The 17,147-nt window shown below is 43.2% G+C and carries 6 protein-coding genes; 3 read left to right on the top strand and 3 right to left on the bottom strand.

All coding sequences use genetic code 11. The annotated features are described in order from the left end of the window. The 3 genes from H6G05_RS18705 to H6G05_RS18695 are packed head-to-tail and all read right to left on the bottom strand — an operon-like array spanning position 1 to position 13,710. Positions 1-1,425, bottom strand: a complete 1,425-nt coding sequence (locus H6G05_RS18705; RefSeq protein ID WP_190580266.1) for an ABC transporter substrate-binding protein — start codon at positions 1,423-1,425, stop codon at positions 1-3. Then, complete coding sequence (locus tag H6G05_RS18700; protein WP_190580264.1) at positions 1,415-6,991, bottom strand: trifunctional serine/threonine-protein kinase/ATP-binding protein/sensor histidine kinase; 5,577 nt, start codon at positions 6,989-6,991, stop codon at positions 1,415-1,417. The genes H6G05_RS18705 and H6G05_RS18700 overlap by 11 nt, the downstream gene beginning before the upstream one ends. Beyond that, positions 6,988-13,710 (bottom strand): PAS domain S-box protein, encoded by a 6,723-nt coding sequence (locus tag H6G05_RS18695; RefSeq protein ID WP_190580262.1) that lies wholly within the window; start codon positions 13,708-13,710, stop codon positions 6,988-6,990. Before H6G05_RS18695 ends, H6G05_RS18700 begins: the two co-directional genes overlap by 4 nt. Positions 13,711-14,097: 387 nt before the next feature. Between H6G05_RS18695 and H6G05_RS18690 the strand changes: the two genes are divergently transcribed. The 3 genes from H6G05_RS18690 to H6G05_RS18680 all read left to right on the top strand — a co-directional run bounded on the left by H6G05_RS18690 (position 14,098) and on the right by H6G05_RS18680 (position 17,044). Next, positions 14,098-15,672, top strand: coding sequence for a mercuric reductase (locus H6G05_RS18690; protein WP_190580260.1), 1,575 nt, complete (start codon positions 14,098-14,100; stop codon positions 15,670-15,672). 49 nt (positions 15,673-15,721) lie between these two features. Further along, positions 15,722-15,886, top strand: coding sequence for a DUF1016 N-terminal domain-containing protein (locus tag H6G05_RS25885; protein WP_322096397.1), 165 nt, complete (start codon positions 15,722-15,724; stop codon positions 15,884-15,886). A gap of 150 nt (positions 15,887-16,036) precedes the next feature. Then, positions 16,037-17,044 (top strand): PDDEXK nuclease domain-containing protein, encoded by a 1,008-nt coding sequence (locus H6G05_RS18680; protein WP_190580258.1) that lies wholly within the window; start codon positions 16,037-16,039, stop codon positions 17,042-17,044. Positions 17,045-17,147 lie beyond the last annotated feature (103 nt).

The raw sequence follows: 17,147 nt of genomic DNA, 5'->3' as shown, positions 1-17,147 counted from the left end.
TCAAACTTTTTTCTCCGCTAACTGCAAGATATCTTGAATTTTGGTGATTGCCCAATCTGCCGATTCCACCACCGAGGCTTTGTCTTGCACCACCTTGAGAACTGTTTTTGCCCAAAGCTGTTGATTTTGCACCTCACTAAAGGCTGAATGCATCACCTCATAAGGAACATAGCTAGGACGGGCAAATATATTCAACGCTGATGCAAGATGGGGATCGTTCGGCTCATTCCAAAAAGGATCTGTAAATAGCTCAGGCATCACGGGGAAAACCCGTCCCTTAAAGCTTTTGAGTAAAGACATTAAGTTATCTGGACGCACTAGATAACTCAAAAACTCTTTGGCTAGCTGTGGATTCTTACTATTTTTAGGTACGATCGCTTGCTTCGTTCCCTTGCGCGTTAGCAATTCATCACCATCCACTTTTAGGGGGCGATCGAGCGTCACAATCTGACGATATCTAGCGATCGCATCGCGATCGTATTGAGGATGCCTTAACTTTTGGGTAAGGGGAATAGACATCGTCAGATTCTGAGTCATTAAGATTTCACTATTTAGGAAGCTGTTATTATTTCCTGCTCCTGTCCATCGCGCTGATTGAGGTGGCGTATATCCCTGCAAATAAAAGCTGGTAAATTCTTGCAGCGCGGTTATAAATTGCTGACGATTTTCTGGCTTTCTTAAGAGAAATTCTCCCGACTCACTAACCACATTAACGTTGTGAGCATCCATAAACATCTTCAGGGATGTATAGGTATCAAACCCGATCGCCGACATACATAATCCGACCCCATAAATCTGCGATCTCCCCTTGGATCGCAATTCCTTTTGAGACATCCGCCAAAATTGCCAAAACTGATTCCATTCTCGCGGAATATCCTGTTGGGACAAGCCAATCTCCTCAATCATACTTTCCCAATAGTGAAGGTAATCATCGGATTGCCACAATGGGAGCGCGTAGTAGCTGCGTTCTTTACGAACTTGATTGTGATAGAAAACATGGGAGAGGGCAATACTTGTATATTTCTTTTGAATGGGAGCGATCACATCCGTAAGATCGACTAATTGATCATGCCAAGCAAATTTGGGTGCGAGACTAGCATCTACGCCCACGGAGTAAACAATATCAGGAATTTGGTTAGATTCCGATTGACTTATAAAATTTGTTAACTGTTGATCGATAAGCGGAATGGGCAGTAATTTCAAATCAACAACTTTTCCCGATGTTTGTTCCCATCTGCGAATGAGTTGATTAATTTGTTCATTTTCCTCTGGTAGAAAGCCCTGTTCCCACCAAATCAACAGATCAGCATTGCTCAATGGCTGTCCAATACTGGTATTAGTCAGATGTTTTGACTGGTTACAGCTTGCCATTCCTAAGCCCAAAGCCCCTAGGGAAATCTGGTTAAAACGTCGTCTATTTAACATCAGCGACTCCCATTGACCTTGACAAAGGTATCATTACTGCAAAGGTAGTTCGTCCAGATTGGCTTTGCACTTGAATCTCTCCATCATGTTTCTGCACAATTTGGCGCACTATATCCAAGCCCAATCCACTGCCTTCACCTCTCGGCTTGGTTGTGAAAAATGGCTCAAACAGTCGTGGCATTATCTCATCGGGAATTTTTGTACCTGAATTAGTGATTTCAACCATTACTTGTCCTGCTTGGGTTGCGATCGCTATTTCTAAAGTACCCGCTTTGCCGATCGCATAGATGGCATTGTCAATTAAATTAACCCAAACCTGTGTAAGCGCATCTGGGTCACAGATGATATCGGGGACTGGCTCATATTTGCGAATCACCTCTATCCCTTGTTTCAGGCGGCTTTGGTAGAGCGTCAGGGCGATCTCAATGCCATCGCTAATTTGAGTCAGACTCTTCTCACCAGATTCACTGCGATGACTGTAGGTTTTGAGCGCGAAGACGATTTTGGCAGCGCGATCGACTTCCTGTTGAATGTTGTTGGTAAATTGATATTGCAATACCATGTTGTACGCTACCTCCAAGATTTCAGCGCTGTTGTCTACTTGCATGATTGATTCATAAACTGGCAAGTCATCTCCTGTCTGCATTAGGGTAAGCTGCATGGCTATGTTCTCAGAATTGACAATCCCTTGAGATTCTAAAAACGCTTCAATCTGTCGGCGAAGTTTGCGTTCCTCTTTAGTTGAGAGTGTCTGCTGATTTTGGAGGGATGTATTTACTAATTTGAGAAATACTGCTTGCTGTTGGGGTGAAAGGCTTTGGATCAACTCTGGAAACTTTTGGAGAGAACTCTGAAAGGCTGAGATAATACTACTAGCTGCGGCGCGGATTACTCCTAATGGTGTATTAATTTCATGGGCTATACTAGCGGTGAGTTGTCCTAGGGCTGCCATTTTTTCCGATTGGATTAATTCGGCTTGGGCAGTTTGAAGGTCAGCTAAAGTCTGAGAGAGTTCCTGAGTGCGTTCTTCCACTTTCTGCTCTAGAGTTTGGTAAAGTTGGGCATTTTCTATGGAAATCGTAGCTTGAGAACAAATAAGGTTTAATACTTCAAGCCGATCGCTAGTGAATGCACCTACAGTTAAATTATTCTCTAAATATAAAACGCCTAGCAACTTTCCCTGCTTCAAAATGGGCGTGCATAGAATGCTTTTGGGTTGGTGTTGGATGATGTAGCGATCGCTCGCAAACTGCTTGTTTTCCCTCGCATCGGCTAAGACTAGAGGCTCTAAACTGCGTTTAACCCAATTTACCAAACTCCTTGCCACATCTTGACTTAGTTCTAGAGATATCGGTGTGGATAGGATTTGCGGCTGCTGTCCAGATGTGCCGAGAGCGGCGATCTGTAACTCCTCTTCGACTTGTAGCAGTAAGACACACTTTTCTGCGCCCGCATTGACGATCGCAATATTAAGAAGCTTCCCCAAAAGCTTATCAAGTTCTATTTCACTAGAAATCGATTGAGAAGCATTAAGGATTGTGGCTAAATCGAGTGTAGCTAAAACTCCACTGGTGGTATGGCTAGAAGACTTTGCCAAAAAGTCAGGGACAGGAGCATTTTGCCGAATAGAAGCCAGTAATTTTGGATATCGAGTCGCTAAATCGTTAACCTTAGCAGTTGCGCCCCATCGGATGTAGCAATAATAAGCTTCAACCATATAGACTTGAGCGATTTTGTCTCTACCAAGATCGAGGTAAAACTTGGCGGCAAGTTCGTTCGCAAGTGCTTCTTCTTGGGTGTAGTCGTTCTCTTTAGCACCAGCGATCGCGCGATCGTAAAGTTCTCCCGCTTGGTTGGGCTTACCCAAAACGCGCAGATTTTCCGCTTCCACTAAAAGCAGCTTGTGTTGATAATTCATGGGAGCCGATTTTGCCAGCTTTGCCAGAAGTTTGATATCGGTCTTGACTTTAGTAAGAGCTTCTCTCTGTTCGGCTTTCCCTAGATTAGGATAAAGTGCTAACCTGACCAAAGCATCATAAAAATAGAGCAGCGTTTTGATAAACGTTCCATCAATTGATTCTAGTCGCGCCTCAATTATGGCGATCTGTTCCAGTGCTAGCCTAGGTTGATCGAACAAGAAGGCTAGATGGAGTTTGCGAAAACTGTTTTGCACCTGTAGCTGGCGATCTTTTGAGGCGATCGCAGTTTCATCAAAGAACTGACCAACGAGTTGGCAAACATCCTCAGTTTCGGTGATGAGATTTTCTAAGCCCTGACAGTTGAGCGCGAATACATCGGTCATGGCGCGTTGCTTGAGCTTTTGCAAATCTGCACGACTAGCGATCGCATCCCTTTGCAAATCCATGAGATTCTGCCCCGTCCAATAGGCTTGGGTAAAATAGACACAGAGACTATAGGCGGCATATTCAATATCCCCAACTTCCAAACTCACTTGATAGGCTTCCAATAATATTGGCGATAAGTCGCGAAGGGGTTCCTTACGATAGGCAATAAACCTCTGCCACAGAAATAGGGTCGGAGCTAAAGCTGCTCTTGAGGAGGTCTGGTGGCATAGGGCGATCGCGGCTTTACCAATGGCATAGCCTTGATCGATGCGTCCCAGACGCTCACAGAGCAAATAACCATAAATCGTATAAGCCATCGAAGATTTTGGGATATTGCCATAACGCAGATAGAGAAAGAGTCCAATAAATGTCATAAATGGCAGAATCTCTGGCATTCCACTTGCGGAAGCTGCACCCATCGCATTTAGCAGGTTACAGGCTGTTAATTTATAGGGATCGGACATGGCAGGCAATTTGAGCAAATCCTGTGGCGATTTACCAGCCATGCGATAGAGCGTCGCCAAGAATCCTAGAATCGTTCGCAGTTTGGATAGATTTTTGGGAAAGCGCACACCAAAAATGGATAGAATCTTACGGGCATAATCCACCGCCGCCCTTACTTGATTTTGGGCTACTAACGCCAAAATCTGAATTTCGTAAAATTTCGCCCGATCTAGGTGATTCCTAGCATTTTGCAAGCCGATCGCCATTACCATTGCCATGCGATCATATTTATGGGCAAGATAGGCGACTTCGACGGTGAGTTGATGCAGTCCGAGACTGAGGGCATACTGGTTTTGCCAAGATTGCGCTGATAAAAGTTGTAAACCCACATCGAGATAACTCATCGCCGCTTCGTAAGCGGTGGCGCTCCTTGCTTTTGCCCCAGCCCGCCAGTTAAGATAAGCCAGTTCTTCACGCTCTCCTGAGTCACTAATCAGAGATATGCCCCGATTAAGTTGATTCACAATCTGGAATTGTGGCAACTCGCGATCGCTATGGGGTGTACGCGCCAAAAGCAATCGACCGATATTTAGGTGGACGACTTCTTTTTGAGAGTCTGGGATCAGAGAATAGGCTGCTTGCTGGACGCGATCGTGCAGGAATCGATAAGAGCAGGAACTAGAATCATCAATTTGGAATCCAGAAGGATTTTCTTGAACAACTTCGGAATCCATTTGAAAGAATTTGTAGATTTGATTGAGAGGAACGATCAAACCCTCGGCTAGTGCTCTCCATAATGCAGCAGCAGTCTCTATTGGCGATCGCTCAGACACAATTGCTAAGGTCTGCAAATCGAACTGTGACCCAATACAGGCAGCTAGCTTTAGCATGGCTTGCGTATTTTGAGGAAGCTTCTGTAACTGTTGCGCCATAAAGGCTACGACATCATCAGTTAAACTTTGAAGCTTGATCTGACTGAGATCGCATTGCCATCCACCTTGGCTGCTTTCATCAACTACATGGAACTGAATGAATCCTTCTTGATGTAGGCTTTTCAGAAATTGGGTGGTAAAAAAAGGATTGCCTTGGGTCTTGAGATATACCAAGTCGGTTAGCGGCTTTGCATAGGCGCGATCGCAACTTAAGGTGTCTGCCACTAATTGATTGATATCGGCTTGACTGAGGGGTTGCAAGGCGATCGTCTCAATCTTTATCCCTGCTTGTTTCAAGCTATTAACTGTCAGCATAAATGGATGTGCCAAAGATACTTCGTTATCTCGATAGGCTCCCAAAATCAAGAGATGTCCGACATCCTGCATCAACAATTGCAAGAGGCTTAGAGAAGCCGAATCCGCCCATTGAAGATCGTCTAGGAAGATGGTTAGTGGTTGGGATGTCGTAAAAACTTGAATAAACTTCTGAAACAGGTTATTAAATCGGTTCTGGGCGGCACTAGCAGACAATTCGAGAGCAGCAGGTTGATGTCCAATAATTAGTTCTAGCTCAGGAATTACCTTGATCGCCACTTGACCGTTCTCACCCACGGCTTCAAGAATTTTGGTTTTCCAATGGGCTAGTTGGCGATCGCTTTCATGCAACAATTGTCCAATCAAATCGCGAAAAGCTTGCACAAATCCTGAAAAGGGAATATTCCGATTGAACTGATCGAATTTACCTTTGATGAAATAGCCCCGTTGTTTGACAATGGGCTTATGAACTTCATTCACCACCGCAGTTTTGCCCACCCCTGAGAATCCCGCTACAAGCATCATTTCGGCTGCACTGGAACTAGAACTGACGCACTCAAAGGCAGCTAGCAAGGCTGATACTTCTGCTTCTCGTCCATATAGTTTTTCAGGAATTGTGAAGCGATCGCTTCGATCCCTTGTCGCAATTTCCAAGGATGAAATAGTTCCCGTTGCATTAAATTGATTGAGCAAAAATTCAAGGTCATACCTCAAGCCTAAAGCACTCTGATAGCGATCTTCAGCATTTTTTGCCATTAGCTTAAAGATGATTTGAGCGATCGCTAAAGGAATCTCTGGTTTCAATTCGCAGACTAAAGGCGCAGGCTTGGCTATATGGCAATGCAGCAGTTCTAGGGGATCGTCCGATGGGAATGGTAACTGCCCAGAAAATAGTTCAAATAAGGTCACACCCAAGGCGTAGAAGTCAGTACGGTAGTCGATTCCACGATTCATCCGTCCTGTTTGCTCTGGTGATATATAGGCTAATGTCCCTTCTAAAACGTTGGGGCTGACAATCTCTGCGGTTTCTTTGGGCAGTAGAGAGGCAAGGCTAAAGTCGATCAGCTTAATTTGTTTCGATTCAGGATGGAGCAGAATATTAGCGGGCTTGATGTCTTTATGAATGACACGCTGCTGGTGCAGATCGTGCAGAATTTCGGCTAGTTGAATGGCGATCGCTAAACAGTCCGCTAGGTTCAAAGAATGTAAGGCAATATATTCTGATAGAGCCGTACTGCGATCGTCAGGCATCACCAAGACAAAGCCATTGCCATAGGATTCTAAACTCAGGGGCGGGACAATCCCAGCCAAATCGAGATTTTTGGTAATTGTGTAGTGGTTACGCAGGTGAAGCAGATCTTGCATTGAGGGGCGATCGCTTCTCATTAGTTTCAATACCACGGGTAGAGTATCTTTAAGCTGAATCCCTCGGTAGACTAAGGTTTTAGCACTAGTATGAAGTTCTTCAGTCAACAGGTAGCCGTCAATCCGAGGGAAGCGATCGCTAGAGTTCATGTTTTGTGGATTCACAGCAGTTCTTCCTTCCTGTCCTTGAGATCGCTAGGCAATGGAAAGCAAAGGCTAAAAGTCGTTCGTCCCGATTGACTACTTACTTGAATCTCTCCATCATGTTTCTGTACGATTTGACGCACAATATCTAAGCCCAGTCCACTGCCTTCGCCTCTAGGTTTGGTTGTAAAAAATGGCTCAAATAGTCTCGGTATTATTTCGTCAGGAATTGCCGCACCTGAATTAGTAATTTCAACGATTACTTGTCCTGCTTGCGGCGCGATCGCTATTTCTAAAGTACCAGCTTTACCAATAGCATAGATGGCATTGTCAATTAAATTAACCCAAACCTGTGTAAGTTCATCTGGATTGCAGAGAAGCTCGGGGACTGGCTCATATTTGCGAATTACCTCTATTCCTTGCTTCAATCGGCTTTGGTAGAGCGTTAAGGCGATTTCGATACCATCACTAATTTGAATCAGGCTTTTCTCTCCAGCGTCACTACTGCGATGGCTGTATGTTTTGAGCGCAAAAACAATTTTGGCGGCGCGGTCTACTTCTTGTTGAATGCTGCGAATACTCTGATGTTGTAAAAACAGTTTGTAAGCCACCTGTAAAATTTCGTAACAGTTCGGAGCTTGCAGAATAGATTGATAAAGATGTAGATCGGAATCTAATTGCATCTGACTAAGTTGATTGGCGATGCCACTAGCATCAGCAATACCTTGGCTGTCTAGTTCGCTTTGCAGTTGTCGTCGCAGTTGTCGTTCTTCTTTAGTAGATAGGGATTGCGGTTTCTGAATTGCGACATTCACTAGAGCGTTAAATTCTGCTTGCTGTTGAGAAGTTAAGCTTTGCATAATTTGGGGCAGTTGCTGAAGAGAGAAATTGCTTGCCGCGTTGATATTGCCTGTAGCTGCACGAATTACGCCTAGAGGGGTATTGATCTCGTGGGCGACGCTGGCAGTGATTTGTCCCAAGGCTGCCATCTTTTCAGATTGAATTAGTCCTGCTTGGGTGGACTGGAGATTGGATAGAGCTTGCGAAAGCTCTTGGGTACGCTCTTCTACCTTCTGTTCTAGCGTCTGGGTATATTCTTCAAGTTGTTTGGCTTGTTGTTGGAGTTGGGCTTCCGCAGCTTTGCGATCGCTGATATCTGTGTGAGTTCCCAACATCCGTAAGGGTTGATTTGACTCATCCCATTCAACAATCTTGCCTAGGGAGAGAACCCATTTCCAGTCACCGTTTTTGGTGCGTTGTCGAAATTCTACGATGTAATTAGCAATTTCTCCATTCACATAGGCTAGATAAGTACCTGCAACTCGCTCTAGATCTTCTGGGTGCAGCCGCTCGATCCACTTGGCATTTGTTTCATGAAATTCGGCTGGATCGTACCCTAGCATGGTGGCATATTCAGTGCTGACGATCGCTTCGCCAGTTTGCAGATTGAGATCGTATAGTCCTTGATTCGCCGCCATTAGTGCTAGACGCAGGCGTTCTTCGCTATCTCGCACATCTTCCTCAGCTTTTTTGCGATCGCTGATATCACGCATAATCGTTGAGAGGTATTCCAGTTCGCCTGTTGGGGCTTTATGCGCCATCAAGACTTGCGATACAGGAATCTCTTGTCCTTCTGGAGTCAATATTGCTGTTTCTCCAGTCCAATAACCTTGTTGAACTGCTTGAGGGATTGCTTTTTGGTAGAGTAGATCTAAAGCCCATTGAGAATGAAAATCCTGTATCTGATGACCTGCCAGTGATGCGCTTTGCTCAATATTTAGAAGTTGGCGTAATCTTTGATTTGTCCAAGTAATTTCACCATCTGGACTAGCAGTACCAATATAGTCTGAAGACGCTTCTAGAATTTTTAACAAACGAGTTTGTTCTTTTTCTAGATTTTTGCGATCGCTGATATCACGCAAAATCCCTTGTAACCCGATCGCACTTCCATTGACATCAAAGATGGGGGTCATATTTAGTGTTACCCATAGATAACTACCATCTTGGCATAGGTGACGAAATTCTATGTTTTGATGCTTCTCTCCTTGCTCTAGAGCCAATCTAGCAGGCGCAATAGCCTCTTCTAAGTCGTCAGGATGAATCAATTTTGCCAAGGATTGTCCAACCCATTCATCAACGGGAAACCCAAACATGGTCTGAAATTGGGGAGAGAGATAAGTAAATATGCCGTCGGAATTTGCAGCCCAGATCATGTCATTGGCTCCTTCCACTAGCCTTCTAAATTTATTTTCACTCTCACACAGTGTTTGATAGAGTTGGGCATTTTCTAAGGAAATCGCAGCTTGAGAACAAATTAGGTTTAAGACTTCAAGGCGATCGCTAGTAAATGCTCCTATGGTCAAGCTGTTTTCTAGATATAAAATCCCAATTAATTTGCCTTGTTTCAGTATGGGCATACATAGAACGCTTTTAGGTCGATATTTGAGGATGTAGCGATCGCTTCCAAACATTGCATCTTGTCGTGCATCATTCAAAACTAAGGGTTCTAAACTACGCTTGACCTGATTGACGATACCAATCGCCATATCTTCACTGTGTTCTATGGATATGGGAGAGGAGAAGATTTGCGAAGGTTGTCCAGATTCTACGAGCGCGACAATTTGCAACTCTGGTTCTGAATGCAACAGTAAGACGCATTTATCAGCTCCAGAATTAATATTGGCAATATTTAGGAGCGCCTCTAAGAGCTTTGAAAGCTCTATCTCTTCAGAAATTGCTTGCGATGCTTTTAGCAGAGTCGTTAAATCGATTGTTTCAGAGGTTCTACTAGAGGAGTGAGTAGATTTTTTTTGGAAAGAGCCAAAGGAGTCTCGAAGAGTAGGCGCAAGTAGTTGGGGATAGCGGTTTTCGAGGTCGGTGATTTTAGCGGCTGCCCCCCAGCGCACATAGCCATAATAGGCTTCAGTCATATAGACTTGAGCGATTTTTTCTTTACCCCAATCCAGATAAAACTTCGCGGCGAGTTCGTTGGCAAGCGCTTCTTCTTGGATATAACTGTTTTCCTTTGCACCTGCGATCGCGCGATCGTAAAGTTCGATTGCTTCTAGTTTATTCCCTAATATATGTTGTCGTTCTGCTTCTACTAAGTGAAACTTGTGTAAATGATTCTTCGGAGAATTTTCTGCCCATAGCTTCAGTTTCTCTTGATTGGTTTCGATTCTTTCAAGACATCGAGTACGCTCTATCTCATTCAATGAGGGATATAACTGTAAAAAAGTCAGAGAACTATAGAAGCAATTAATCGTAACAACAATTGTCCCAACCATACTGCCTGCATAGGACTCCAATATCACGATATACTCTGCGGCTAAATGATATTCACCAAATAAATAGCAGAGAATCATTTTATTGCTATATAAGTAGCAAAGGGCTGCATAGTTATTAGCCTCTCGAAGCAGTGGCAGTTCATACACTTCAGCAAAAACTTCACCTTCTAACTGATAGGGGCGAGCAGACTGTCCGAGCAAGTTCAGCACAGTTTGATAATAGATAGCATGGAAGCCCAGTGTCGTTCGTTGTTTAAGCTGCGAGATTGACTGAAAATAGGTTTTCATCTCTACAACGAGGGATGATAATTCTTGTCCTGCGTAGTATGCCGAGGAACAATAGAGTGCAGCATTTAACGCACTACTCTCTAAATCCCCTGTTTCTAGTCCTATTAGATAAGCTTCTCTGCAATAGGGTAGCGATATCCAAAGTGGTTCAGTCCAATGACTAATAAAACTATGCACAATAAAATAGGTGCGACTTTTACCGCCCTTTAACTGGAATCTCTCAAGAGCGTTTAAGGCAAGTTTTCCAAACTGGTATCCTGCTTTAAAATCACCCATAACTCCACAAAGCAGTATTCCATACTCAGCATAAGAGAAGGGAGAAATCTCACAATTACCAACGGTAATTAACAACTCGATCTGCTTAAAAATCAATAATGACAACAACATTGGATCTGATTGGAAAGCAGAGGGTGTCATTTGCGTGAGGATTCGCATTTTAGTTAGCTGCTCTGGATCATTCATCAGAGGGGAATCTAACAAACCCAAGATGTCACTATTCATCCATAAACTTTTAGTATTCTCTGCAACTTGTTGAATATAGGCAGGAGTTGGTTTCTCTGGAAAATATACTCCTAATAAAGCAAGTAATTGCAATCCAAGATTGAGCGAGTCCCATAATTTACCCTGCGCTTTTATCCCCAATATTTTGAATTCGTACACTCGCATTCTATCGATTAGATTTTGAGTCTGAGAAAGTACGATCGCAACATATTGCTCCATTTGCTCGTAATTAGTACTCAAATAAGCAACTTCTGCGGACAACTCATAGATCGTTCTAGTTAATTCTGGTCTAGTGTTCCAGCTATCTTCTGACAAAAGTTCGATGCAGATTCCTAAATACTGAATTGCAGCATCATAAGCAGTTGATGTTTTAGCCTTTTGAGCCGCTATTAAATTCAATTGAAACAGTTGTTCTCTCTCTGCGCCTTGGGGCATGAGACTGCAACCAATATTCAAATGGCTGATAATGACAAAAATTCGATCTTGTATTTCTTCTGCTAAAGCATTTCTCAGTAGCAGTTGACCAATCGTTAAGTGAGTGAACTTCTTTTGTGCTTCAGGGATCAAAGAATAGGCAGCTTGTTGAACGCGATCGTGCAGGAATTTATAAGTTGCATTCGCATCAGTTGGCACAATAGCATTCGTATCAGTCTGCGTAAAGAACTTATAGGCTTCCGTCATAGGAATAACAAACCCTTCTTCTAATGCTTGCCATAGTGCCATTGCTGCACTTTCTGGAGACTGTTGCGAGGCGATCGCTAAGGTCTGCAAATCAAACTGTGCGCCAATACAAGCCGCCACTTTGAGAACATCCTGAGTTTCTAAAGACAACTTCTGTAATTGGCTTGCCATAAACTCCACCACATCATCAGCATGAGTCAATCTCGCTTTTGCGATATCGCAATGCCAATTATGCAAATCCCAATTAAAAGTAATGCTCTTTTCTTCATACAGAGCCTTAAGCAACTGCACCGAGAAAAAGGGATTTCCTGCGGTCTTTTGATACACCAATTCTGTCAAAGGTAAAGCGCTGGGCAAGTCGCAAATCAAGGTGTCGGAAATCCATTGATGTATGTCGGCTTGGCTCAATGCTTTTAGGGTAATTGTGTTCACCGTTAAGCCAGTCTTGATCATTTCTGATATTGTCATCATCAATGGATGAACTGGCGACACTTCGTTATCTCGATAGGCTCCCAACATCAATAGATATCTTGCATCTTGCATTAACAGTTGCATTAATTTTAATGAAGACAAATCAGCCCATTGCAGGTCATCCAAAAACATGACAAGGGGATGTTCGGGCGTGGCGAAAACTTGAATGAATTTTTGCAGTAGTAAGTTGAATCGATTTTGGGCTGCATTTCCAGATAGTTCAATTACGTTAGGTTGACTGCCAATAATTCCTTCTAGCTCTGGGATAACCTCAACGATGACTTGTCCGTTCTCTCCCACCGCGTCAAGGATTTTGGTTTTCCATACCTTGATTTGAGCATCACTCTCACTCATCAGTTGTCCGATCAAGTTGCGAAAAGCTTGGACAAAAGCTGAGAAAGGGATATTGCGATTGTATTGATCAAATTTACCTTTGATGAAGTAACCATGTTTCTGGACTATTGGTTTATGGACTTCATTAATGACGACGGTTTTGCCGATACCTGATAATCCCGCCACGAGCATTAGTTCAGAATGACCTTGAGAGACTCGATCAAAAGCACTCAATAAAGTTTTAACTTCTGCTTCGCGTCCATAGAGTTTTTCGGAGATTGTGAAGCGATCGCAAAGATCCCTTGTGCCAATAGCAAACTCAGTGATGCTTCCAGTCTGGTTAAGCTGATTCAGACAGACTTCTAGATCATGCTTTAAACCCAATGCGCTCTGGTAACGATCCTCGGCATTTTTTGCCATTAGCTTAAAGACAATTTGGGCGATCGCCTCTGGGATCTCTGGTTTTAATTCGCTTACAAATGGTGCAGGCTTAGCAAGATGACAATGCACTATTTCCAAGGGATCGTCTGACTTAAATGGCAATTCTCCTGTCAATAGCTCAAACAAAGTTACGCCTAGAGCATAAAAGTCACAGCGATAGTCGATCCCCCGATTTATCCGTCCTGTTTGACAGGGAGCTATGTAAGCGAGTGTACCTTCTAAGACATTTGTACTAACTAGCATCTGCGTCTGGTGCGGCAGTAATGTCGCTAGTCCAAAATCAGTTAACTTAATCTGTTTCGTAATCGGTTCAATCAGAATATTGCTGGGGTTAAGATCTTTGTGGATCACACACTGACAGTAGAGATCGTCCAAAATTGTTGCCAGTTGGATCGCGATCGCTAAAACTTCGGTCAGATTAAGAGGATTACCTGAAATGTAATCTGAAAGAGCGATATATCCCTCATCAGGCATTACCAATACATAGCCATTGCCACAGTTTTCTAAGTCAATAGGTTTGACTATGCCTTGGGAGTTGAGATTCTTGGCGATTGTGTAATGATTTCGCAGCCGTAGCAAATCTTGATGTGTGGGGCGATCGCTTCTCAATATTTTCAGCATGACAGGCTGACTATCAGCTATACATATGCCTCGATAGACAATTGTTCTGCTACCAGCATAAATTTGCTGCTCTAGTTGATAGCCTTGAATTGGGAGAAAGCGATCGCTACTAGCCATAATTGATTGAAGTGTCCTAATCTGCCTTCTTGTATATTAACGTGAGTTCGATATAGCCATTTGCGTCGTACGAAGCACAATGCAAATGGAAAATGATAAGAATCGCTTATTCTTACCATTTTCCATTTGCGTCGAACTGACGTTATATTAGTACTTACGCAAAAAACGAGATGTAGAGGCAATTCATGAATTGACCCTACAGTAAAATTAGGCTTTCAGGGCATTTTTTCGTAAGTACTATAGCAACGATGGTTTCCATATCGTTATTTAAATTAGTACTACACTCCTTTTTTCACATCTCTTGTCTTTTCGCAACCCCTTTTTAGAATGGTACAAGATCTCAGTTACCTCGACAATTATTTATCTTTATCTCTTTAATATCAAGTCATGACTCAATCCTCACAATATTCCAGCGATCGCTATGCAGAATTCATTCAGCCAGTGGATGAATATAACCGTGATCTAATTGCGAATGTGCATCCTTTAGATTGGGTAAATCCTCAACCTGCGGGGATGTATGATCTGGTAGTAATTGGGGCTGGGACGGCGGGATTAGTTGTGGCAGCAGGGGCGGCGGGGTTAGGTTTAGGCTTGAAGGTGGCGCTAATTGAGAAGAACCTCATGGGAGGTGATTGTCTGAATGTTGGTTGTGTTCCTTCTAAATGCGTGATTCGTTCATCGCGAGTAGTTGCCGACATCCTTGATGCTGCGAGATTTGGCATTAATTCACCCCAAAATATTGATATCGATTTTGCCGCTGTAATGGAGAGGATGCGAAAAATCCGTGCTGGCATTAGTCACCACGACTCGGCGGAGCGATTTCGGAATCTCGGTGTCGATGTATTTCTCGGTTCGGCAAGTTTTATTGATCAAAATGCGATCGCTGTTAATAACACCAAATCAAACATCAAATTAAACTTTAAAAAAGCGGTAATTGCCACAGGCGCAAGGGCCTCAGATCCACAAATAGCGGGACTTGCCGAAGCAGGATATTTAACCAATGAAACTGTATTTTCACTCATTGAGCGACCCAAAAGATTAGCCGTCATTGGTGGCGGAGCAATTGGTTGTGAGTTAGCTCAGGCTTTTCAGCGTTTAGGTTGCGAAGTGTCATTACTGCACAAAAATTCGCATTTACTCGATCGCGAAGATGCAGATGCGGCGGAAATTGTGCAACAGGTATTTCTGCGTGAAGGTGTGAATTTGATTCTGGATTGTGCGATCGCTCAAGTCACCAAAACTAGCAATGGCAAAATCATCCATTATCAACAAAATGGAATTAGTCACCAAATAGAAGTCGATGAAATTCTTGTCGGTGCAGGGCGATCGCCAAATGTTGAAGGACTAAATCTAGAAACTATAGGTGTGGAATATGACCAGCGCAAAGGAGTAATCGTGAATGATTATCTCCAAACTACAAACCCACGGATTTTCGCCGCAGGGGACATCTGTATGAATTGGAAGTTTACCCATGCTGCGGATGCTGCGGCGCGGATTGTGATTAAAAACACGCTCTTTTCTCCTTTTGGTTTGGGTAAAAGTAAACTCAGTGATTTAGTCATGCCTTGGGTGACCTACACCGATCCTGAAATTGCCCATGTGGGTTTAAGTGCCAAGGCAGCCAAAGCTCAAGGCTTAGAAACCGACGAAATTAAGATTCCTTTCAGTTCTGTTGATCGCGCAATTTATGATGGTGAAACGGAAGGCTTTGTCAAAATTTTGCATCAACGCGGCAGCGATCGCATTCTTGGGGCAACAATTGTAGCACGTCATGCGGGGGAAATGATTAGCGAAATTACTTTAGCGATCGCCTCTAAACAGGGACTAAATGCACTATCTGGAGTGATTCATTCCTATCCTACTCAAGCCGATGCGATCAAAAAAGCCGCCGATGCCTATCGGAAAACTTTGCTCACACCACGAACACAGTCGCTCTTGAAGTTTTTAACTAAATTCAGCTAGAAACTAAGGTCAGGATGAAGAATAGCAATATCCAAAAAGGGCGCGGAATATTTGGAATATGCGAAGTTTTTATCTCATCTACCGCACGAAAGAAAAACTGCAACCATTGGTTGCAGAAATTGGCTGGACTCATAATCTGGTGATCTTGGAGAAGTGTAAAGACGATTTGCAGAGAGAGTGTTACATTCGTATGACCCAAAAAATTGTAGTATAGTAGTTGGGCTAGTAGTGGAGGCAAAAATGGCAGAGTTACTTACATCTCAAAGCTAAGGCAGGGCAAACTAGACCAGTTTCTGAAATGTGGGACGGAATCGATGCCGAGTAATATTCCTTCTAAAATGCTGAGAAAGTAAACATTTAATTTATGAGTGACTTAATCGATTCCTATCAGCAATTAATCGATCGCATTGGTGAATGCTTGGTACAGGGGCAGCAACGCGCCTTTGAGCAGGTTAATACACTTTTGGTAGAAACTTATTGGCAAATTGGGCAGTACATTGTGGAGTTTGAGCAGAAGGGGAATGAGAGGGCACAATATGGTTCGAGGTTGTTAACTCAATTATCGCGGGATTTGAAATCTGCTTATGGCAAAGGATTTAGTCGTTCTAATTTGCAGTATATGCGTCTATTTTACTTGTCCTATAAGAATTGCCAAACACTGTCTGGCAAATTGAGTTGGTCGCATTACACGGAGCTTTTGGCGATTTCGGATGATTTAGCGAGATCGTTTTATGAACAGCAATGCATACGCGATCGCTGGAGTGTGAGGGAACTAAAGCGCCAGAAGGATTCGGCTTTGTTTGAGCGGGTGGCGCTGAGTAAGGATCGAGCAGAGATTTTGGCTTTGGCTCAAGAAGGACAGATTATCGAGTCAGCGCGGGATGTGGTGAAAGATCCCTATGTGTTTGAGTTTTTTGATTTACCAGACCGCAATTACCTTGAGAGTGAATTAGAAAATCGGTTGATTGTGCAGTTAGAGAAGTTTTTATTAGAACTGGGAAAGGGATTTGCATTTATTGGGCAACAGTACCGAATTACGTTAAACAATACGCATTTTTATGTGGATTTAGTGTTTTATCATCGTATTTTGAAATGTTTTGTCTTAATTGATTTGAAAACAAGGGCAGTGCGGCATGAAGATATAGGACAGATGAATATGTATCTAAACTATTTTCGTGCTGAAGAGAATATGGAAGACGATAATCAGCCGATTGGAATTGTGTTGGCGAGAGATAAGGATGAGATTTTGGTTGAGTATGCGACTGGGGGGATTTCTAATCAGCTTTTTGTATCGAGATATCAGCTTTATCTGCCCGATGTAGAGGCTTTAAAGCAGGAGTTAAGGAGGCTTTTGGATGAGAGCGATCGCTGACACTATGATGATGTCTGTTGATAGTTTGGGTAAAAATTATGTTGCAGTTAAGGTCAGTATATTGTGCTGACGACTTACTCGAAGGGCGATCGCGATGATATTA

The sequence above is a fragment of the Phormidium tenue FACHB-1050 genome (assembly GCF_014696925.1).
In the GTDB taxonomy this organism is placed as follows: domain Bacteria; phylum Cyanobacteriota; class Cyanobacteriia; order Pseudanabaenales; family Pseudanabaenaceae; genus Pseudanabaena.
This window is presented reverse-complemented; position numbering and strand designations above follow the sequence as displayed.

Excerpts from the sequence above, each read along its gene's own strand:
- H6G05_RS18705 (WP_190580266.1), bottom strand. The coding sequence starts at position 1,425 with ATGTTAAATAGACGACGTTTTAACCAGATTTCCCTAGGGGCTTTGGGC.
- H6G05_RS18695 (WP_190580262.1), bottom strand. The coding sequence starts at position 13,710 with ATGGCTAGTAGCGATCGCTTTCTCCCAATTCAAGGCTATCAACTAGAG.
- H6G05_RS18690 (WP_190580260.1), top strand. The coding sequence starts at position 14,098 with ATGACTCAATCCTCACAATATTCCAGCGATCGCTATGCAGAATTCATT.
- H6G05_RS18680 (WP_190580258.1), top strand. The coding sequence starts at position 16,037 with ATGAGTGACTTAATCGATTCCTATCAGCAATTAATCGATCGCATTGGT.